The sequence below is a fragment of the Bacillus sp. FSL K6-3431 genome, assembly GCF_038002605.1.
GTDB lineage: Bacteria > Bacillota > Bacilli > Bacillales > Bacillaceae_C > Lederbergia.
Genome location: NZ_JBBOCT010000001.1, coordinates 3,673,532 through 3,695,525 on the forward strand (window position 1 = coordinate 3,673,532; position 21,994 = coordinate 3,695,525).

The following is a 21,994-nucleotide window of genomic DNA, read 5'->3' on the forward strand; positions in this document are numbered from 1 at the left end:
AGGGTACCTATAACTAATCAAGCCATAATAGAATTCAAATTATAATTTACTCTACTATACAACTAAACAGAAACGCATGTGATTTGTAAATCGTTCATTATGCTATACCAAAAACACACGCCATCGTTTACAATGAAGTAAACGAACGTGTGTTTTTATTTGGAGGTTGATTTCAAATGAAATTAATATTGGCTGAGAAGCCTTCCGTTTCGAAAAATATTGCGGATGCGCTGAAAATAAAAAATCGCCAAGATGGATATTTTGAAGGAAATGGCTATATTGTGACATGGGCATTCGGCCATTTGCTTCAATTAAATGATGCGAAAGATTATGATGAAAAAATGTCATCATGGAAAATGGATAATTTTCCGTTCATTCCTAGCAAATTTCAATATAAAGTAAAAAGCGATCCGAGAAATAGGGACAAGCCAGATCGAGGAGCGCAAAAGCAATTAAAGATTATCCATCAACTAATGAAGAGAAAAGATGTACAAGCGATTGTCTCTGCATGTGACTATGACCGAGAAGGGCAACTCATCGGTGATAGTATCATTTACAACTTGAAGACGGATAAACAGGTGTATCGCCTGTTGTTAAATGAGTGGACACCTGCTGAAGTGATAAGAGGGATAGAAAATATAAAGTTGAATGCTGAGATGAGACCATTACAAGATGCTGGAGTAAGTAGGCAATGGGCTGATTGGGTGATCGGTATCAACCTAACATCTGTCGCTACCCTTAAATATCAAAAAGGAAAAGGGAAGGCATTAAATATTGGCCGAGTTCTCTTGCCAACGTTAAAAATAATATATGATCGCGATCAAGAGATTGAAAACTTTGTTCCAGAAAATTACTACAAGCTCCAGGCTACTTTTCAAACGAGTGAGAATGAAACATATGAGGGAACTTATTTTGAAGGCAAGGAAGACAAATTTAAAAGTAAAGAGATATTAGAAGCGATTCAAGGATTATTACAGGGTAAAAACGGTATTATCCACGAAAAAAAGGTACAAAAGAAAAAAGAGTTCCCACCATTTTTATTTAACTTGTCTAATTTACAAGGGTATATGACGAGTAAATATAGTGGCTGGACAGCCGATAAAGTATTAAAAGTGGCTCAGTCCCTTTATGAGAAGAAGTTTATTACGTACCCAAGGACTGCTAGCATCGCATTAGAGGAAAGTTTGGTTGGAAAAACGGCGAAGGTATTGGAGACATTATCACAGGATCTACCATATAAGGATGAAATAAAATTTGTCCGTACGAAAAGAATTTTTGATAATGCCAAAGTGGAAAGCCATAGTGCGATAATTCCTACTTATATGAAGCCAAAGAGACTTACTGCAGATGAAGGGCAAGTATATCAAGCGATCAAAAATAGATTTATTATGCAATTTATGCCTTTAGCAGAACATGAAGAAACAACCATTGAAACGAAGATAAAGGACACTGATTTAAAAGGTTTATTCCTATCAAAAGGCAAGGTTCAACTTGTTGAAGGCTGGAAAAAGGTTGAAAAGATTCAATCGAAAGATACGCTTTTGCCACTCGTGAAAATCAATGATGAGGCAGAGTTAATAGAGCATGAATTAACATCTCATGTGACAAAGCCACCAAAGCAACATACAGAAAAAACCTTGTTGCGCATCATGGAAACATGTGGAAGAAACATTAATAAGGATAAAGGTGAAGAAGATGTTGAGGCAATTTTAAGCGGCTTTAGTATCGGTACTCCGGCGACAAGAGCGGAAACGATAAAAAAGTTAAAAGACATTGGATATATTACTGCTCAAAATAAAAACCTAATTTGTACGGAATTAGGAAAAGATTTAGTTGAAACATTTCCAATCAAAGATTTATTTAATCTTGAATTTACGGGTCGTTTGGAAAAGTCATTGTATGATATCGAGAAAGGAAACTTTAGTAAGAATGAATTTCTACAACTCATTTATTCTTTTACAACGAACTCGGTAGAGAAAATAAAAGAGCACCAAGCGGGAACGATTCATGAAGTGACCACACAGCGTAAAACAAATGAATTCATGGGGAAATGCCCTGTATGCGGAAATGCAGTCATTGAAGGTCAAAAGGGGTTTGGCTGTAGTAATTGGAAAAGTGGCTGCAAATTTGTTATTTGGAAAAACGATAAATTTTTAGCGACAATGAAGAAAAAACCGACGAAAACAATGGTAAAAGCTCTACTGAAAAATGGAGTAGCTACTGTTAAGGGATTAACAAGCAAAAAGGGAAACAAATTCGACGCACAAATGAGATACGAAAAGAATCCTGATAACGAGTACTATAGTTGGAAAATGGAATTTGATAAACCATACAAGTGAAAAGTGCATGGAACAGGTTAACTTTGCCTCGAACTTCGATACCCTTTATACACACGCACTAAAAACCACATTTAGATGAAAATCCTGAATTTTTTGCTGGTTTTAGCACATAATAAACTAGATTTTTTAAAAGGAGGAATTCACTTTGCAAAACCAACAAGGGCAAATGCATCCTAATATGCACACAGGTATGGTAAATCAACAGCTTAATCATGGTGGGCATGAGGTATTTGATGTACATGAAGTGCTATCGGGTGCGATAGGTACTTTAAATCTATTTACTTTATTGCGTCCCCATGTGAAGGATCAGGAATTATTAAGCATTCTGGATCACCAGTATCAATTTTCATTAAATGAATATAACACGACAGTCGATTGTTTTAAATCAGGACAAGATCCTGCCGTTCCGACGCAAAAATATGAAATGAATCAAGGGAATGATTTTGTATACGGATTAAAACCATCTCAACCGAAAAAACCGCTACAATCCATTCAAGAAATTACCGATGAATGCATTTCAGGATTAATGCTTGGATCAGTAAAGTCTGGGGCTTCAATGAAGGCCATGGCAGCACTTGAAGTAACGAATCCTGTTGTGCGTCGCGTAATTGCCGACTCTGTGCCAAATTGCATTGAAATGGCTTATGAAATTTCTATCTATCAAAATAAAAATCATTATTATCAAGTGCCACAGCTTGCTCAACAAGATATGCAACAATTGTTAAATGCATATGCACCGGCGCAGATACCTAACCCGAATGCTCCACATTAAATGAATATAAATAAGGCGATACCTCAAAGGTGTCGCTTTATTTGTATTAGATGTTAAGTCTTAAATTAATTGAAGATCATGGACATTCATTTTTCGAGAAGAAACGAAAATATTTTGTATAACTTTGATACAAGTGGATAAATTATATGATGGAGGTGATAAGGATGAATAACAACACTAATCGAAATAAAAACAATCGTAATCGTGACAACAACGAGAACATGGAGATAAATGAAAATGAAAATGTAAACGTAAACGTAGAATTTGCAGATGAAAATGATGCACAAGAATTATTAAATAGCCGCAAAAATAACAACAATGATAATAAAAGCAACTAAATATACTTATAACAGCAGAACAAATATCTGTCATGAAAATACTTAAAAGGAGATGGTAAAACCATCTCCTTTTCATTTCTCCTGATTAATGTCTGCGTTTGATGAATGAACTTTTAATCTAACAGTCGATTATTTTCATCAACAGACATTACTTTTGCCGATTGGGAAGCTTCCCCTGGATACAGGATACCTTTACCTCTACACACACTGCAATTATATTGCCAACCTTCATCATCAGAAAGCATTCCAGTTCCTTCACACGCTTTACATGTATTTTCTCTGTCCATTAAAGGTACCCTCCAATAAAAATTATTTTGATCTTTCTTTATTTATGAACCCACCTCTACAATGTTTCAGCTTGGCAAAACGAGTTCACTATGTAGTACTTTTTTGCCGATCTTTCACCCAGTTGATCATTCCGCCCTTTAGCATTACTTCGACCTGCCGATCTGATAGGGAATGTCTAACGCTTATTTGTAGATCTTTTCCTTTGACATGAATAGTAAATTCGTTTCCTTCTTTTACTTTATTTCGCAAATTAAAAAGCTGAAGAACATCACCCTCATCTATCTTTTGATAATCTTCTTCATGAACAAAGTTGATTGGTAGCACTCCAAAGTTAACAAGATTTTGCCAATGGATTCGAGCGAAGTCTTTTACTAATGCAACGCGCAAGCCGAGGTATCTTGGTGCAAGTGCAGCGTGCTCACGGCTTGATCCCTGTCCATAATTAGAACCTCCAACTACAGCATGTCCACCTTGATTAACACTTGCCATTCCACGTGTATAATACGTTTTATCAATAATTTCAAAGGTGAATTTGCTGATTTCGGGAAGATTGCTTCTAAAAGGAAGAACTCGAGCCCCCCCGGCAAGTATTTCATCAGTTGAAATATTATCTCCCATTTTTAACAGGATAGGCACTTCCAAAGTATCTTCCATCTCGCCCATTTTAGGTATTGAGGCGATATTAGGTCCTTTGTATAACACGACTTTTCTAGCATCCTTAGACGGTAGCGGCTCATCTAGTAAATTCAAATCTATGGTTGGTTTCTTTGGTTCTTGAACTTTTGGATATGGAATGTCCATTGTTCGTGGATCTGTGATTTTCCCTGTCAGTGCTGAGACTGCAGCGGTCTCAGGGCTACATAAAAAGACACTATCTTCTCTTGTTCCAGAACGCCCAGGGAAATTACGGGGTGTTGTTCGTAAACTATTCCGTCCAGTTGCAGGTGCTTGTCCCATTCCAATACAACCATTACAGCCTGCTTGATGCAATCGTGCACCAGATTGAAGCAGACTTGCGATATGGCTTTCTTTTACTAAATCAGTTAACATTTGTCTTGAAGTTGGGTTAATGTCAAAGGAAATTCCCTTCGCAATTTGTTTTCCGTTAACAATTTCAGCGGCTATGGCGAAATCACGGAACCCGGGATTTGCGGATGAGCCAATATATGATTGATAAATAGGTGTGCCCGCTACTTCTGTCACTGCCACAACATTTCCGGGACTTGAGGGCTTAGCAATTAATGGTTCTATTTCAGATAAATTTATTTCTTCATCAATATCATATGTTGCTCCCTTATCGGCAATTAACTCTATCCAGTCATTCTCACGATTTTGTTCCATTAAAAAACGCTTGATCTCATTATCTGATGGGAAAACAGTCCCTGTTGCTCCTAATTCAGCACCCATATTAGCTATAACGTGGCGGTCCATCGCACTTAATGCATCTACTCCTGGCCCGTAATATTCAATTACTTTCCCAACACCACCCTTCACATCATGTCTACGTAGTAGTTCCAAAATAACATCCTTTGAACTCACCCAGTCGGATAGTTCTCCAGTTAGTTTTATCCCCCATACTTGAGGTGTCTTTACATAGAAAGGCTCACCTGCCATTGCTAAAGCAACATCCATTCCTCCGGCACCCATCGCCAACATCCCCATACATCCATTCGCACATGTATGGCTATCAGATCCTAGCAGAGTTTTCCCCGGTTTGGCCAGTCGTTGCATATGAACGGGATGGCTAACTCCATTTCCCGGGCGGCTATAGTATAATCCGAAGCGTTGTGTAGCACTTTGTAAAAACAAATGATCATCAGGATTTTTACTGTCAACTTGAATGAGGTTGTGATCAACATATTGGGCCGATGCTTCTGTTTTTACTCGATCTAATCCCATTGCTTCCAGCTCCAACATCACCATTGTTCCGGTGGCATCTTGGGTTAGCGTTTGATCAATTTTTAACCCAATTTCTTTCCCCGGAATCATTTCACCGGAAACAAGATGCGATTGTATTAGTTTTTGGGTAACATTAAGTGGCATGATAACGATCCTCCTTATCTTTACATATAAAGGTTAATAGTAATTTTTTATACATTATATAGGATTGATTAATCATGATAAAATATACATTTTCGTATTCTTATATAGGAAAACAAGTAAAGAAAAAAATTCAGCTTTGATTGGTTTACTGCAAGTATTTGGGTGGCGGGTTAGAAGGTTCTTTCTTTGTGACTGGTTGTTTTTCTTTTTTAAACGTATATCTTAATTTACCATTCGTTCCTATCGTGGCCGTTAGTACATCGTTAATAGACGTAATTCCAATCTGTCTGAGTCGTTCTTCAAGTTTATCGACTGTTAACTTTAATGTTTTTATGTTACTAACATTCAAATGACCATTTTATTGGTCGATAACATGGAATCATCAGATAAATATTGATGTATGATGTTCATAAGGATTTTATGATGATTTGAGTAAAGTATGAGGTCCCTTTTTACCGTATGAACAGGAGGTAGATAGCGATGAAAAAAGTAATACTTAATGCTAAGGTTATTACAATAAAAGAAATAACACTGCCATCAACCGTTTGGATTGAAAGCGGAAAAGTTCAAAAGATTGATAAACAAGATAAGCCACAGATTCCAGAAGACTATCAAATCATCGATGCGGAAGGCCATATGTTAATACCCGGGATGATCGATGTACATATACATGGCGCGAATGGTTTCGATATGATGGACGGTACCTTAGAAAGTATTCTAATTCTAGAAGTCTCTAAGACTGCTGCGATAACTGGCTGCACATCATTTCTTGTGACATCTGTAACTTCTTCAATTTAGGATTTAATGCAAATGATTCGCAATGTTAAAAAGGTGATTGGCAGTGAGTCTGGGGCCAAAATAGAAGGTATTCACTTAGAAGGTCCCTACTTAAATGTAAAACGAAAAGGCATGCAAAATGGTTGTATATGCGGCATCCAAATATAGAAGAAATGAAAGAGATATTAAGAGAAGCAGGTCCATTTATCAAGATGGTTACAATTGCACCTGAGTTACCAGGCGGGATTGAAATGGTCGAATTTCTAAAAGAGAAGGGCATTGTCGTTTCTATTGCCCATTCTGATGCCACATATGAAGAGGCAAAGGATGCATTTGCTAAAGGGGCAAGCCATGTACCCACTGCTTTAATGGTATGCGCCCCATTCATCATCGAGATCCTGGCCTTTTTATAGCAGGGTTTGAAGAATCTCATGTAAGTCTTCAAGCCATTGTCGATCATGTTCATTTACATCCAGCTATCGGGTGCTAAAGGTGTTGTTTTGATTACCGATACCTTGTATATGTATCATAGTACTTACCCGATTGAAATTGCTACTGTAATTGTACAATAAAAAAGTTATAACATCCTTGTTTTATGAGGATCTTATACCTTTTTACTTTTGATCGATAATTTTTAACAAGCTCCGTTGATTGGAGCGGAAGGCGGTGACTCCTGGAGGATTAGCGTGACAGGTGAGATCCCGCAGGAGCGCAGCGACAAGGAAGCCCACCTGTCACGCCCCCCGGAAAGCGTCTGCCTGAAGAGGAAATCAACAGTATTCCACATGATCCCTATATTAGGAGGACTTTTTCAGTGCCCTCTTTTCTATGCAACTCTTTTTAAAAATAACGGATAAAAAAACACGAATATTATGTTCATTCACAATTTGTAAAGAAAACTACTAATTTTCTTTACAAGATTTTTTGAAAAAAGTATTAAAGCAAGCTATGTCATCATATATAGCTATAGCTTGCTTTAAAGGTAAAGGTATATCAATTACATTAAATCAATGAGTACGTTTATCCACATATTTCCCATAGTCTGGGATAGCAATCTGATCAAATTCACGTACTAATTTTTGTAAACTATTTGACAGTAATTCACCTGACATAGGTAGTCCATGTCCAGTTACCGCAACAGATGGTTTCAATGCTTCTAATTTTTTTACTGATTCTAAAGCTGCTTGCCAATCGGTGGTAAGATATCTTGGAGGTCCATTTATTTCCTGTTCCTGTGTAAACACTTTATAAAGGGAGTCTTGTTTGACGGTAACAAATGCATCACCTGCGATTAATGCTCGATCTTCTTCTCTAAATAACGATACATGCCCCGGTGCATGTCCAGGTGTATGAATCCAGCGAAATCCAGGCATATGAGGGACGCTACCATCAGAAGGAAGTTCTTCCACTTGATTGCCTAAGTTTATAGGTTCATTCGGAAACATTGGTGACATTTTTGCCACCATCCCCCCTTCAACAGTTGGATCTGGTTCTGGATAACTCATTTTCCCCGTCAGATAAGGTAATTCTAATTCATGTGCATATATGGGAACTTGCCAATGCTTAACTAACTCAATAATCGCACCAACATGATCAAAATGACCATGGGTTAAAATGATTGCCTTCGGACTACTGTCTTCACCAAAACGGTCTTCTGTAACAGATATAATTTCATCTGCCGAATTTGGCATTCCTGCATCGACTAAAACAAAATCTGTAGTCCCTGGATTTCCTACCAAATGAATATTTACAATTTGGACCGTATGACAGAATAAATCTGGCAATACCTCTATTCCAACGCCACTTCCAATTGATGTTGCAGGAATAAATTTGTAATCACTACCGTAAGAAAGTTCTTTATCCATATGAAAGCCTCATTTCATTTGTAAATTAGGGCATAGTAATAGTGTTTCACGGGTTCAAATAATTATGCAATCATATACATGAATGGGTTGGTTTCTTATTGAAACAGTATGAAATATATCGAATTTTATATATAAACGCAAAAAAGCCCTAGCATCAAATACTAGAGCATACATAGATTTATACAATCGCAACTACGGATTCCCGCTCAACGATATGATGGGGCATATAAAAGACGCCATTTTCAGTTTGCGTTTTAGGTTCTTCTAATAATTTTATTAGATATTTGACACTTTCCGCGCCAATTTCCTCAAATGCTTGTGAAACGGTTGTTAATTTTGGCGTGACCATATTTGAAATAGATAAATTATCAAAGCCTATTATGGAAATATCCTCTGGAACCCTTAATTTTTTATCATGTACACATCTCATGGCTCCAATGGCCATCTCATCTGTTGCAGCAAACACCGCAGATATATTTGTGTCATTTCTAGTTTCAAGTAATTGCTTCATTGCATTATAGCCGCCTTCATAGCGAATGTTATCTCCGTAAGCAATTTGATTCCTATTAAAAGTAAGATTATAGAAATCCATAGCGTTTTTAAATCCACTAAATCGAGGTTCGCCAACTAGTTTATCCTCACCTGGTGAGGAAGTAATCATTCCAATATTTTTATGTCCACGTGAAACCAAGTATGAAATGGCATCAAATGAAGCTTTTATATCATCTGTTTTAAACGAGGAAAACTTTGACTCTTTATGCTCACTAAGTGCTAATACAACTGGGATTCTTAATCGATTTATTACCTCTTCATACTCTTCGGTCATCATGCGACTGGATATAATAATGCCGGATACGCCATGTTTTTTTAAAGAAACCATTCCATCCAAAATCCGTTCCTGTAATGGCCCTTCATGATCTAAATCGCGCAAAATGAGATCAATATTGGCATTTTTGGCTGTTCTACTAATCCCTCTATACAGTTCTCCAAAGTAGAAGGTAGTAATATCAGGAATCAATAAACCTAATGATACATTTTGTTTTTTTGAGCTTAAAGACCTTGCTTTTTCATTGGGGTAATAACCTAATTTACGGACACTTTTTAAGACCCGTTCCCTTGTTTCGGAATTTACCATGTCTGGATTATTTAAGACTCTAGATACTGTAGAAATGGAACATCCTGAGTCTTTGGCTACATCTTGTATTTTTACCAAATTATTTCATCACCTTAACTTTACTAAAATAGTAATATTTAAAAAAACCTTTGTCAATAATGGCATTCCTTGGTTAAAAGAACTATTTTGCGGGGCGAATGTAGAAGGGTATTATGAATATTATTTTGAAATCGTTTTATGAAAAACACATAAGAGAATATCTTATTAAAGAATATATCATACATCTTATATAATGAAAAACTTGTAATAATTAAAAAATTATTGCAATACGCATTGACAGCAATAATTTTTTAATATAATCTTTAAACATATTGTTTCTGAAAACGTTTTATGAAAATAAATAATTAATAAGTCAGTGGGTATTACTGTATCTACTTCTAAAATGGAAAGGTTTTATTTTTTATGGAAATAGAAAGCGGTTTAATGATTGATGAGTTCCTTAAAAAGAAGAAATAGTATTAAGGTTTTGCGCTGTACAGGATTTGATTGTATTAAGGTTTGTAGAGTTTTTCACTTTTAATCTAATTGAAAAGAGGTATGAAAATGTCAAATAGTAAAAAGGTAAGAGTTGGAGTTATTGGATGCGGAGGAATAGCCAATCAAAAGCATTTGCCATCTTTGGCTAAGTTAGTGGAAAAGGTAGAACTTACTGCATTTTGCGATATTTCGATAGAGAGAGCGGAGCAAGCAGCAAGACAGTATGGTAATGAGGAAGCGGCTGTTTACTCTGATTATAAGAAATTATTGGAAGATACATCTATTGATGTAGTTCATGTCTGTACCCCAAATGTTTCACACTCTTTTATTACCATAGATGCACTTGAGTCTGGAAAGCATGTGATGTGTGAGAAACCCATGGCTATTAATTCAGAAGAAGCGAAAAGGATGCTTGATGCAGCAAATCGGACAGGCAAAAAGCTGACTATTGGTTATCAAAATAGATTCAGAGGAGATTCAATCTCTTTAAACCAGGCCTGTAAAGAAGGGGATTTGGGTGAAGTATACTTTGCGAAAGCGCATGCTATTCGAAGAAGAGGAGTGCCGACTTGGGGAGTCTTCATGGATAAAGAAAAGCAAGGTGGCGGTCCATTAATAGATATTGGCACACATGCGTTGGATCTTGCTTTATGGATGATGAATAATTACAAACCAAAACTGGTTGTTGGGTCCACATACCAAAAGCTTACAGACAAAACAGAAGGAAATGTATTTGGTCCATGGAATCCCGAAGAATATAAGGTTGAGGATTCAGCATTTGGATATATAAAAATGGAAAATGGCGCTACTATCACGTTGGAAGCATCATGGGCGTTAAATATGCTCCATGAAAAAGAAGCACAAGTAACCCTATGTGGAACAGAGGCTGGAGCAGAAATGTTTGGTAACCCAGACAAAAATGAAGGGTTTGTTACTTACAATAGTACAAAATATGGTCAAAGAATTGAATCAGAAACAACACAAGCTTCTGGAATCGCTTATTTTGAAGGACAAGAACTTGATATGGGTTACCTTGAGGCCAAACAATGGATTGATGCGATTCTAAATGATGACGAACCATTGGTTAAGCCTGAAGAAGCATATGTAGTAACACAAATATTGGAAGCAATATATAAATCGGCTGAAACAGGAAAAGCGGTCGAATTAAATTAGGAATTCATTTTCCTCTTCATGATTCTTAATTTAAGTCTAATAGAGGAAACTGTTCAAATAAAATATAAATGGAGATTAAGATATGAATCCAACTACCGCAGTAGAAACAGAACAATATATGAATACTACTGAACGATTAAGTATCAAAGAAAAGATCAGTTATGGTTTTTGGAGATTTAGCAGCGCGTTAAAAGATTTACAATCATATTTAAATGTAATGAATCTAGGTTCGTATAATAACTTAAATTAGGAAGCTATAGAAAATTTGAAAGGAAGCGATTACTATGACATTAAAAGTTGGTATTCAACTTTACTCTGTACGGCAAGCATTAAAAAAAGAACCATTCGAAACATTGGAGAAGGTGGCAGAGGCGGGCTATAAATATGTAGAAGCTGCAAACCATGATGCTTTAACTGATGATGGTGTCGGTTTTGGACTTTCGGCTAAAAAAATGAAGGAAGCTCTCGACAATTTGGGACTATCTATTGTTGGTTGCCATGTAAATCCTTTGAAATTGGATAGACTTCCTGCTGTTTTGGATTATCATCAAGAATTAGGAAATAAACAAATTGGCTGTGATATCGAATTTTATCCTTATAAGGACATGGATTACTTGCTTCGTAGATGTGACCTATTTAATAAGGTAGGGGAAATGTGTAAAGAGCGAGGCATGCGCTACTATTACCATAACCATTATCAAGAGTTTCAAAAGTTTGGTGATCGGACGGTTTATGAAATTATTATGGAAAATACAGATCCTAATCTCGTATTCATAGAAATGGACACGTACTGGATTACACGTGCTGGGGAAGATCCATTAAAGCTGATTGAAAAATATAAAGATCGTCTTGTCCTTCTACATCAGAAGGATTTTCCAAAAGAGTCTCCACAACCGATAATTCTGTATGATGGTATCATTGATCGAAATAAATCTATTACATATCCAATGTTTGAAGATACAAAAGATCCGCAATGTTTTACTGAGATTGGAACTGGAATCCTTCCTATTCAAGATATTATTGACACTGCACTGACAGCACCGCATTTGGATTATATTATTTTGGAACAAGATCATACGAAACTAGATGAAATTGATTCGATAAAGGCTAGCATGAAAGCCTTTCAAAAATATTCCGGAATAGAATGGGATTAAAGGTAGGATAATTATCAAGATATCAAGTAGATGTCTTGACGCATTTTAAAGTGACTTATATTCCTTACGAGTGGCTCGTAAAGTCGGTCGAATAGTTGTTTCTATTTCTTTATTTATAGTTACAATTTACTATAATTTCCTTTTGAAATTTTAATAGTATTTAATTCTTTGCTTTTGGCTCATTCGTGAGAAACCTTTGTTTCTTATCAATGGGCCTAAAGTCGTTTCATCAAAGTTAAAATCGGTATAAGAACAAGGTAATATTACCAGTATGTATTTTCTGAAAACTTAAGTATACTGATATGATAATAATAATTATGTGTGGTGTATAAGGATAAAAAAATTGGAGGCGATTTTTTGTTGAAAAATACTGGTTTATCTGGGGTTAGCCTGTTTCACGAGATTGAATTGTTCAAGACGTTTATTAATGGATCTGTTGATTTATTTTCCAGTCATTCATCAGATGGCCGATTTGTATATGCTTCTCCAGCCTCCCAGTCACTACTTGGTTTTGAATCAAACGAATTACTAGGTGTTTCTGTTTATGACCTATGTCATCCAGAGGATCGGAGTAAAATAGAAAGCTTGTATGATAGAAGTCATACTCAAACGAAGCGCGTTTTTTATCGAATTCGTCGAAAAGAAGGTGATTACCTTTGGTTTGAAACAACATGTACCAATAAGGAGGATCCTGAAGGTATTCTCTGTATATCAAGAGATGTAACTGCTTACAAGATGACGGAAAAAGAATTGAAAGAAAATGGGGAAAGATATCAGTTATTAGTAGAGAACTTCCAGGATACAGTAGGTATTGTCACCATAGACGGAATTTTGATTCACATGAATAATACTGGTAGGAAATTATTCGGCATCACAGATAAGGAAGAGATGATTGGAAAGTGTTTATTTGACTACATTTATGAGCAAGAGATGGCTAAAAAACATATCCTTTCATCTGTTAGTGAAACATCGATGGAGTGTACCATTTTACGAAGCGATCGCCAACAGAGGTATGTTGAAGTCCAATTTATTCCAACTGTTTATAAGGACCGAAAAACATATCAAGTGATCATAAGGGATATAACAGAGCGCAAAAAAACGGAATATATGATGCAAAGGGCAGAACAACTACATGTTGTCGGTCAATTAGCTGCTGGCGTTGCTCATGAAATTCGAAATCCATTAACATCTATTAAAGGTTTTACACAATTATTCATACAAGAAGAGCCAAATAAATACTTTGATTTAGTCATGCAAGAAATTGAGAGAGTCGAAGAAATAATAAGTGATTTGCTACTTTTGGCGAAACCGCAAATATCCACATTTGAAAAAGTAGATATGCGAAAGATCCTTAAGGATGCGATTAAGCTATTTCACTCCGAATCTTTACTTCATAATATTGAAATCAACCAAGACATCCACCTAAACGATCCAATTATTAAAGGGGAAGCCAATAAATTAAAGCAGGTCTACATTAATTTAATAAAGAACGCAATTGAAGCAATGCCAGATGGCGGTAAAATCTTCATCAGGGCAAATCAACTGAACGAAAATATGCTAATTACTCAAGTGGTTGACGAAGGAATAGGGATTCCGTCAGATCAGATAAAAAAGTTAGAAGAACCTTTTTATAGTACAAAAGAAAAGGGGACAGGCTTGGGTTTAATGATTTCCAATCAAATTATCAAAAACCATAAAGGAACTTTTAAAATTGAGAGTAAGGAATATGAAGGAACGACCATTACGATTCAACTTCCTACATACTTTGAAGCCAAGAAAAATGAATAGCTTTTAGATGGAAAATCAGCAAAGAGATAAAGATGTCCGTAGGCATTCCTTCGGTTCACTTCCTCTTGCACTTGTAATGTTGGTAGGATTTATTGGTTCTTTCGAATTTCACGAGTCTAACGCGTTAAGGATTACAAGCGTACTAAGGAAGAGTGTACATACTCATATTTCGGTCAGTTGCTTTTGTGAGGGGGTAAGCATATGCAAATGGATCTGCTTATCAGCAATTAACACGATGTAAGTGATGAATCTGGAAGTAAATAATGTTATTGGATATGTAGGAGGAGAAATAAGTGTGCATGTCAACGAAATTTAGCTGTTATTAGCCTAAAGAAAATTCCTTGCTACTTTAAATAAAAGAGACACCCAAAAGTTGTCAGGTGTCTTTACTATCCATTTGTATATGACTTTTACTTTTTCAACCGCTACCTTTGCTCGCTCACGTGCGGTATCGACTGTTTCGGCCGTGTTTAAAACGACGCCCATGCGACGGCTGACTTTTGTTTCTGGTTTGCCAAATATTCGTACCTGTGTTTTGGCAATGAGGAGACTATCAGCTACTCCGGAAATTTCATATGAACTACTTTGTTCCCATGTTTTAATTGTTCGGCTCACACCTGGAGTGATAAGTTTGATCTCTGGGATTGGATACCCTAGAATAGCCCTAATGTGGATAGCGAACTCTGAAAGATCTTGGGTGGCAAGTGTTACCATACCTGTATCATGTGGTCTGGGGGATACTTCGCTAAAGTAAACGCCTTGTTTAGTCAGAAAGAGCTCTACACCAAATAAGCCCCAGCCACCAAGTGCATCGGTTATTTTCTTAGCTATTTCTTCTGCTTCATGGACCTGTTCTTTCGTCATCTCATGAGGTTGCCATGATTCAATATAGTCACCGTTTTCTTGTATATGTCCGATCGGTGCGCAATAACTTGTGCCAGAAATGGATCTTACTGTGAGCAGGGTAATTTCAGAATCAAAATGGATAAATTCTTCGACAATTACACGCGCTTTTTTCGTCCGTCCGCCCTCATGTGCTTCATTCCATGAATGTTCAATTTCATCTATTGATCGGCATACACTTTGTCCTTTTCCAGATGAACTCATAATCGGTTTAATCACGCAGGGGAGACCAATGATGTCAACCGCTGCCTTTAATTCTTCTAGCGTATCAGCGAAAGCATATTTCGCAGTTGGGATTCTGAGCTTTTCACTGGCTAGCCGTCTGATCCCTTCACGGTTCATTGTTAAATAAGTTGCTTTTGCGCTTGGAATAACGGTAAACCCTTCCTTTTCCAGTTCAATTAACGTTTCGGTCGCAATTGCTTCAATTTCTGGAATAATAAAATCGGGTTGTTCTTTCTCAATGATGCTGCGAAGTGCTGGCCCATCAAGCATATCAATCACATAAGATTGGTGTGCAACTTGCATTGCGGGTGCATGCTCATATCGATCGACAGCAACTGTTTTTACGCCTAAACGCTGTGCTTCAATAACCACTTCTTTTCCCAGTTCACCTGAGCCTAACAACATGATTTTCTTCGTCTGCAAACCGCTCAAAACGAACACCCCTTAATATACGTGTTTTATTCATAATAACGTACAGTAATTCGTTGTTCAAGTCGACTTGAGAATTAAAAGCGAACTATATCATCTTTTAATATATGTTTAATTCGTCTTATTCTTAAATGCGTTGGAATAAAAAGGACTATTTGCATGTGAAGCAAATAGTCCTTCTACCTTAATTATCCTTAAACCATGCTGCAGCTTTCTCGATCTCACCAATAGTCAATTGATGGCCGTGGTGTTCCCAGTGAAGCTGAACTTCAGCACCAGCAAATTCAAGTAGTTTCTTTAGATCTTCTGATTCTTCTGGTGGGCACATTGGATCGTTTTTTCCAGCGCCGATAAATACAGATGTTCCTTTTAAGTCAGGCAGATCGATTCCACGTCTTGGCACCATGGGGTGAAAAAGAATTGCACTTTTAAGGCTATCTTGAAAATGGAATAAAAGACTGCCGGCAATATTTGCACCGTTCGAGTATCCAACAGCGATCACATTGCCTCTATCAAATTGATATTCTTGCGCACTTTCATCCAAAAATTGTTTTAATTCTTCTGTACGGAAAATCAAGTCTTGCTCATCGAATACACCTTCTGCCAACCTGCGGAAAAAACGAGGCATGCCGGATTCAAGTACATTTCCTCTTACACTCAATAGGGAAGAGTGTGTGGATATCATTTTGCCGATTCCAAGTAAATCCTGTTCTGTCCCACCTGTTCCGTGAAGAAGAAGTAGGGTAGGGGCGTTTGGATCTTTTCCCTGTTGAAAAATATGCTTCAAAGTGTAACCCTCCAATTATTATTATAGACTCTCGGCATTCACCAAGCCGGATGGTACTAGACTTTCTGTGCCGTTTTTTCATGTCTCCTCCTACTTTTAATAGGGGGATAGTTCACTTTTTATTAGTAGAATTACTCTACATACAGCGTGTCTTCCGACCACCGTTGATTTCCGTTCCAGGCGGGGCGTGCGGTGAGTCGCCTCAGGCCAACAGGATGTTGGTCACGAAGCCGTTGCCACACGATGTGGCGACGGCTTCGTTCCGTAATAGCTCTTGCGGTCTCACCTGTCACGCTGATCCCCCAGGAGTCGCCACCTTCCACTCCAATCAACTGTCTTTACATGATATCCACCAGCGACAGTCGATACGATTTCCCGTTGTATCCAAGACTTCAACCTGCTTCCCGCCATGATTCTATCAGCCTGTTGCCAGCGCTATTGAATTTTCACAACGTACTACCTTGGGGACAATTGGCAAAATGCTTTTGGATACTGCACACGATGCTGAACCCATTTATGAATTGAATTGCTGAATCTCTACCAGATCGACCTTTCATCGATGTAAATGTCCGAACCAAGAAAAATTTCTGCACGGAAAGTGATATACAAATCTCTCCCGAGGGAATCCCGATTTGTCCCGCGAGCTTGAAAATGAAATCAAATGGGTACGACAAATCCCAAAACAGGCAAAGCGGAAATCAACCACGCACTACTTGGTAAAGCAACAATTTTTTCAAGAACAGCCTTTTTAAAAAAATAGTGACGCTTCTTTGACATGTCTCTTTTTTAAAAAATTTGAAAATGAATACCAAATATTCAATAAAGTTTAATTCCCAGTATGTTTTTGGAAATTCGGCAGATTTACGTCTCGAAATTCCGAGAGTCTATTTTTTGGTATTTAAAGGTTTCAAATGTGCTTCAATTTTTTCGCGTTGATTTTCCAAGAATGGAGGAAGTGCAAGCGATTCACCTAAATGATCGATATGCTCATCCGTATCAAACCCTGGTCCATCTGTTGCGAGTTCAAAGAGGATTCCATTGGGTTCTCTGAAGTAAAGGGACCTAAAATAAAAGCGGTCCACAAATCCTGAATTCGGGAATCTAGCTGCGCGGATATGTTTAATCCATTTGCGTAACTCCTCTTCATTTTCGACACGGAATGCGACATGGTGAACACCACCACGGCCTAATCGCTCAGGGGGAAGATCGCTTCGTTCCTCCAGATGAATTTCAGCTCCACTGCCACCTTCACCTGTTTCATATACAGCGATGTCAGGTTGTCCTTGTATATGTGATGGATACGCACCCTTGAGGCGGAAGCCCATCAATTCTGTTAATACATGGGCAGTAGGTTCTGTATCGCGTACAGTAAGTTTCACTGGACCTAATCCGGTAACGCCATGGTTTTGAGGTACTGGGCTATTTTCCCATGGTGTGCCTGCATCAACACCCACGTTATTTTCGTCGGAAACGAGGATCAGTCTTTGACCTTCAGGATCAGTAAATGCCAATGTTGCGCGGTCTGCACGGTCGGTAATATCCTCGTGCTCGACTCCTAGTTCTTCAAAACGTTTTTTCCAGAAAGCAAGTGCTTCATCATTTGCAACCCGGAGTGAGAGAGCAGAGATACTACTCACACCTTGATGATTCTTTGCAGCCCGTGGAATTTCAAAAAATGTTAATTCTGTTCCAGGGCTGCCTTTTTCATCACCGTAAAAAAGATGATAAACAGATGTGTCATCTTGATTGACCGTTTTTTTCACAAGTCGTAAACCCATTACTTTCGTGTAAAATTCTAAGTTAAGTGTAGCATCAGCTGTCATCGCTGATACATGATGAATACCTTTCAATTTCATATTAAAAACCTCCTTAAAGGTGTTTATTCCCTTAATCAAGAAAAATATATCTTGAATTCGAGATAATTGTACGATTTTATCTAATACTTGTCAAATGAAAGTAAGTTTTATTTAGTAACCTAAGTAGTTATATCAAACATCAGAGGATGAGTACATAAAAGAGTCGAACAAATTGTGTTGGACTCAACAGATTTATCGCAGATTAACGGGCAGTAAAAACAATGAAGAGTAAGTGGGGGGATCAACTGCCCGTAAAGGCCCGATTGGTTCAGGCCAACAGGATGTTGGTCACTCAGGCGTTGCCGCAGGACGCGGCGACCTTAGCCTGAGTTCCTTAACCATCAGTGGGGAGGAACAAAACCCCCACTGATGGAAGTTTCACTTTATATTTTTTTGACGATAAAATTATCTTCAAGCAATAACCAATTTTGTGGGAATGGGTAGCCGAGTACCCAATAGCTGATTCCGTTCAGTCGGTAATCTTTTACAAGATTAAATTTTGCCTGAGCACTGCGGGCATCCTCAAACCAGACCTCATGCTTGCGGCCTTGTTCATCGGTATATCGATAAAAAGGGGATTGTGCCGTTTTATCGTATTGAATGGTGACACCATATTTTACTGCACGTCGAATGGCTTCCTGCATATCGAATGTTTCTGCTTCCATTCCTTTGACATGGGGGAGGAGCCAGTCACGGGCATATAGCTGGAAGCCCATGAAAATTTTATTCCGTGGAATGACGGTGACGGCATAATCTAGTACGCGTTTCATTTGATTAAGTGGAGAAATGGCTTGTGGCGGTCCTAAACGATACCCCCATTCATAGGTCATTAAAAATACAAAGTCAACAATTTTTCCGTGAGCAGCGTAGTCAATGGCTTCATATAAAAGTCCTTTTTGTTCTGCACTCGTTTTTGGAGCAACTGCAGTTGAAACAAAGTAACCGAGGGGATGAAGTCGGTTCACTGTACGCTGTAAAAATGTATTGTACAATTCACGGTCCGTTTGCAAAACATTTTCAAAATCAATATTTAGTCCGCGGTAGCCTTTTTCTTTCATCGTAATCGTAATGTTCGTTAATAACTTATCCTGTAGTTGGGTGCTAGAAAGGATTGTATGTGCGAGTGTTGTTCCAGGCTCCTCAGCAGTAAAATTAGTAATCGACATAATTGGGACAATCTGCATTTCGTGAGCAGCTTGAATAACCTCAGCATCTTTTAAAGAACTAAGTCCACCATCTTCTTTCATCGTATAGACAAAAGGGGAAATATAGGTTAGATGTTGGCCAACTCCCCGAACTTCATTGGCACCTGTTTCCCCCATGTTCATCACGTATGCATTGACATCCACAAGTCTTTTTGGAAATGGAATGATTAAAACAGTCCCAACGTAAACCATATTGGGATTCTGGATTTTATTTGCTAGCAATATTTGCCCAACAGTTGTGCCATATATTTGAGCAATTTGCCCCAAGGTTTCCCCGGCTTGGACAGTATGAAATCTTGGAGGAATGATTAACACCGTATCAATTTTTAACATGGAAGGGTTGGCGAGTTGGTTTATTTGGATAATGGATTGTACGGATACACCATACCTTTGAGCGATATGCCAAAGCGTCTCCCCTTGGCGAACAGTGTGTTGTTGTGAAGCTATAGGGATTACAAGTGACTGTCCAATTAGTAATCGGTCTGGATTAGGTAATTCATTGGCTGAGGCGATTTGTGAGATACTACTACCATAACGATTTGCAATACTCCATAAAGTATCCCCGCTACTAACCGTATAAATGATCATTTTTACCACCTCTGATTCTAGTCATATGCCTAATATATGCAGGGAAGTGCAGTGCAAGACTAAAAAAGAAGGTCAGACCCTGTGACAAGGACTGACCATTTATTTTACTTGTATGGTAATTTTTTCAGTAGTGAAGGTTTCGTGGATTTTCCTAGCGAAGTGCAGCGCATCTGCGCCATCTCCATGGATACATATTGTATCAGCTTGTACGGCAATATCTGTACCGTCAGTAGAAGTGACCCGCTGCTCTTTCACCATTTTTATTGCTTGTGAAATAGCATGGTCGACATTGGTAATCAAAGCATCGGATTGCGATCTCGAGGTAAGGGTACCGTCCCGTTGATATGTTCGATCTACAAACACTTCATTAGCCGTCCTCAGCCCAAGCTTTTTTCCAGATTGGATTAATTCACTGCCTGCTAGTCCATATACAATTATTTCTGGATTTAGATGGTATATAGCTTCCGCAATTGCATCTGCAAGAAAATGGTCGGTTACAGCCATATTATATAATGCGCCATGCGGTTTTAAATGATGAAGCTTGCCGCCGCTAGCGGTCACAAAAGCATTTAATGCACCTGTTTGATATAAAATAAGTTCATAGGCCTCCCGCGGAGTAATTGCCATCTTTCTTCTCCCAAATCCTTGTAAATCAGGCAATCCCGGATGGGCGCCAATACTTACTTTGTTTTTAAGAGCCAGTTGAACTGTCTTGTTCATCGTAGCAGGGTCACCAGCATGGAAGCCACATGCAATATTAGCAGAAGAAATATAGCCAAGTATTTTTTCATCTTGGCCAAGCTCATATTGCCCGAAGCTTTCACCCATGTCACAATTCAAGTCGATTTTATACATTAGATCTGTCCCTCCATTTTAGTGTGCAAGCAGCCCGTAATGTCGCCAATTCTCGATGATAAGTAAGCAATGCTTGCTGTGCTTCTTTTAATGAAATTTCCTCGAAATGCACTTTTTCACCAGGACGCATTTGACTTAGCCGGGGAAGATCGCAGCTTATGACCTCTCCGATTTTCGGATATCCTCCCGTTGGTTGACGGTCAGCCATTAAGATAATGGGCTGTCCATTCGGGGGGATTTGAACCGAACCGAATGCTGTTCCTTCTGTTGTGAGTTCTCTTTTTTCAGCCAAGTAGATAGGAGTTCCATGTAGACGATAACCCATTCTGTCAGAGGCAGAGCTGATTGTAAAAGGCGATTCGGTAAAAGCTTGCCTAGATTCAGTATTGAACCAATCGTATTGGCGACCTCGCGTAAAGCGAATCGGCTTTGAATGGCTTATGTAGTTTTCCAGTTTATAAGATAATCCCCACGAAGTATCTGAAAAAAATGATCTCTTCAAAGGCAAGACGTCGCCAACTTCTAAGCATCGACCATGCAAACCACCAATTTCGGCTTTAAAATTAGTACTCTTGCTATTCAACACTTCAAGGATGGTGAGACCGCCCTTTACCGCCAAATAACATCTAGCCCCTTTTTGGGCAGTACCAAATGTTAATACCTCGCCTTTCTTTATTTGAACAGGCTTTCCATGTCGTATATCCATATTATGAAGCGTAGGGGACATAAAAGCTCCGAATATGGAGATGACGGCATCTTCTGTGAATTTCAGAGATGGACCGGTAAGCGTCATTTCTAGGACAGCTTCATTTTCATTATTTCCAAGCACTATGTTCGCCAGCCTTGCTGCGGTGAAATCCATTGCGCCGCCGACTGTAATTCCGAATGCTTGCCATCCATTTCTTCCGAGGTCTTGCACCGAAGTTAGCATACCCTTTTTGATTACTTTAATGGCCAT

General features: G+C 38.2%; 18 protein-coding genes and 1 pseudogene. 8 read left to right on the plus strand and 11 right to left on the minus strand.

Annotated elements, in window-relative coordinates; all coding sequences use genetic code 11:
- Window positions 1-176 precede the first annotated feature (176 nt).
- The 3 genes from MHB53_RS17885 to MHB53_RS17895 all read left to right on the plus strand — a co-directional run bounded on the left by MHB53_RS17885 (window position 177) and on the right by MHB53_RS17895 (window position 3,449).
- Window positions 177-2,339 carry a type IA DNA topoisomerase gene (locus MHB53_RS17885; RefSeq protein WP_340920905.1) on the plus strand — a complete coding sequence of 721 codons (2,163 nt, stop codon included), beginning with the start codon at window positions 177-179 and terminating at the stop codon, window positions 2,337-2,339.
- 145 nt (window positions 2,340-2,484) lie between these two features.
- Window positions 2,485-3,111 (plus strand): spore coat protein, encoded by a 627-nt coding sequence (locus tag MHB53_RS17890; protein ID WP_340920907.1) that lies wholly within the window; start codon window positions 2,485-2,487, stop codon window positions 3,109-3,111.
- 164 nt (window positions 3,112-3,275) lie between these two features.
- Window positions 3,276-3,449, plus strand: coding sequence for a hypothetical protein (locus tag MHB53_RS17895; RefSeq protein WP_340920909.1), 174 nt, complete (start codon window positions 3,276-3,278; stop codon window positions 3,447-3,449).
- A gap of 113 nt (window positions 3,450-3,562) precedes the next feature.
- On the opposite strand, the gene MHB53_RS17900 is transcribed toward MHB53_RS17895, so the two are convergent.
- The 3 genes from MHB53_RS17900 to MHB53_RS17910 form a co-directional block, all read right to left on the minus strand.
- Window positions 3,563-3,736 carry a hypothetical protein gene (locus MHB53_RS17900; protein ID WP_340920911.1) on the minus strand — a complete coding sequence of 58 codons (174 nt, stop codon included), beginning with the start codon at window positions 3,734-3,736 and terminating at the stop codon, window positions 3,563-3,565.
- 88 nt (window positions 3,737-3,824) lie between these two features.
- Window positions 3,825-5,780, minus strand: coding sequence for an aconitate hydratase (locus tag MHB53_RS17905; protein ID WP_340920914.1), 1,956 nt, complete (start codon window positions 5,778-5,780; stop codon window positions 3,825-3,827).
- A gap of 145 nt (window positions 5,781-5,925) precedes the next feature.
- The gene (locus MHB53_RS17910; RefSeq protein WP_340920915.1) at window positions 5,926-6,129 is read right to left on the minus strand and encodes a YetF domain-containing protein; all 204 of its coding nucleotides are present in this window, start codon (window positions 6,127-6,129) and stop codon (window positions 5,926-5,928) included.
- 131 nt (window positions 6,130-6,260) lie between these two features.
- Between MHB53_RS17910 and nagA the strand changes: the two are divergent.
- Window positions 6,261-7,038: pseudogene (nagA, locus tag MHB53_RS17915) on the plus strand (N-acetylglucosamine-6-phosphate deacetylase); the annotation flags it as partial.
- A gap of 526 nt (window positions 7,039-7,564) precedes the next feature.
- Here the strand turns inward: nagA and MHB53_RS17920 are convergent.
- Both MHB53_RS17920 and MHB53_RS17925 read right to left on the minus strand, forming a co-directional pair.
- Window positions 7,565-8,422 carry an MBL fold metallo-hydrolase gene (locus tag MHB53_RS17920; RefSeq protein WP_340920918.1) on the minus strand — a complete coding sequence of 286 codons (858 nt, stop codon included), beginning with the start codon at window positions 8,420-8,422 and terminating at the stop codon, window positions 7,565-7,567.
- A gap of 178 nt (window positions 8,423-8,600) precedes the next feature.
- Window positions 8,601-9,635: a LacI family DNA-binding transcriptional regulator gene (locus tag MHB53_RS17925; protein ID WP_340920920.1), complete on the minus strand. Its 1,035-nt coding sequence runs from the start codon at window positions 9,633-9,635 to the stop codon at window positions 8,601-8,603.
- Between the two features lie 504 nt (window positions 9,636-10,139).
- On the opposite strand from MHB53_RS17925, the gene MHB53_RS17930 reads away from it, so the two are divergent.
- The 4 genes from MHB53_RS17930 (at window position 10,140) to MHB53_RS17945 (ending at window position 14,188) form a co-directional block, all read left to right on the plus strand.
- A complete protein-coding gene (locus MHB53_RS17930; protein WP_340920922.1) occupies window positions 10,140-11,246 on the plus strand; it encodes a Gfo/Idh/MocA family protein in 1,107 nt (368 codons plus the stop codon).
- 82 nt (window positions 11,247-11,328) lie between these two features.
- On the plus strand, window positions 11,329-11,496 hold the full coding sequence (locus MHB53_RS17935) for a hypothetical protein (RefSeq protein ID WP_340920924.1): 168 nt from the start codon (window positions 11,329-11,331) through the stop codon (window positions 11,494-11,496).
- Window positions 11,497-11,530: 34 nt separating this feature from the next.
- Window positions 11,531-12,400, plus strand: coding sequence for a sugar phosphate isomerase/epimerase family protein (locus tag MHB53_RS17940; protein WP_340920926.1), 870 nt, complete (start codon window positions 11,531-11,533; stop codon window positions 12,398-12,400).
- Between the two features lie 357 nt (window positions 12,401-12,757).
- The gene (locus MHB53_RS17945; RefSeq protein WP_340920929.1) at window positions 12,758-14,188 is read left to right on the plus strand and encodes a PAS domain S-box protein; all 1,431 of its coding nucleotides are present in this window, start codon (window positions 12,758-12,760) and stop codon (window positions 14,186-14,188) included.
- A 327-nt stretch (window positions 14,189-14,515) separates the two neighbouring features.
- On the opposite strand, the gene purT is transcribed toward MHB53_RS17945, so the two are convergent.
- The 6 genes from purT to MHB53_RS17975 form a co-directional block, all read right to left on the minus strand.
- Entirely contained in the window at window positions 14,516-15,721 is a 1,206-nt protein-coding gene (gene purT / locus MHB53_RS17950) for a formate-dependent phosphoribosylglycinamide formyltransferase (protein ID WP_445661532.1), read from the minus strand.
- Window positions 15,722-15,929: 208 nt separating this feature from the next.
- Window positions 15,930-16,532, minus strand: a complete 603-nt coding sequence (locus MHB53_RS17955) for an alpha/beta hydrolase (RefSeq protein WP_340920932.1) — start codon at window positions 16,530-16,532, stop codon at window positions 15,930-15,932.
- Between the two features lie 884 nt (window positions 16,533-17,416).
- On the minus strand, window positions 17,417-18,388 hold the full coding sequence (locus tag MHB53_RS17960) for a ring-cleaving dioxygenase (RefSeq protein ID WP_340920933.1): 972 nt from the start codon (window positions 18,386-18,388) through the stop codon (window positions 17,417-17,419).
- 383 nt (window positions 18,389-18,771) lie between these two features.
- Window positions 18,772-20,181, minus strand: coding sequence for a glycoside hydrolase family 18 protein (locus tag MHB53_RS17965; protein WP_340920935.1), 1,410 nt, complete (start codon window positions 20,179-20,181; stop codon window positions 18,772-18,774).
- Between the two features lie 99 nt (window positions 20,182-20,280).
- The gene (locus MHB53_RS17970; protein WP_340920938.1) at window positions 20,281-21,036 is read right to left on the minus strand and encodes a 5-oxoprolinase subunit PxpA; all 756 of its coding nucleotides are present in this window, start codon (window positions 21,034-21,036) and stop codon (window positions 20,281-20,283) included.
- A complete protein-coding gene (locus tag MHB53_RS17975) occupies window positions 21,029-21,994 on the minus strand; it encodes a 5-oxoprolinase subunit C family protein (RefSeq protein WP_340920940.1) in 966 nt (321 codons plus the stop codon). The genes MHB53_RS17970 and MHB53_RS17975 overlap by 8 nt, the downstream gene beginning before the upstream one ends.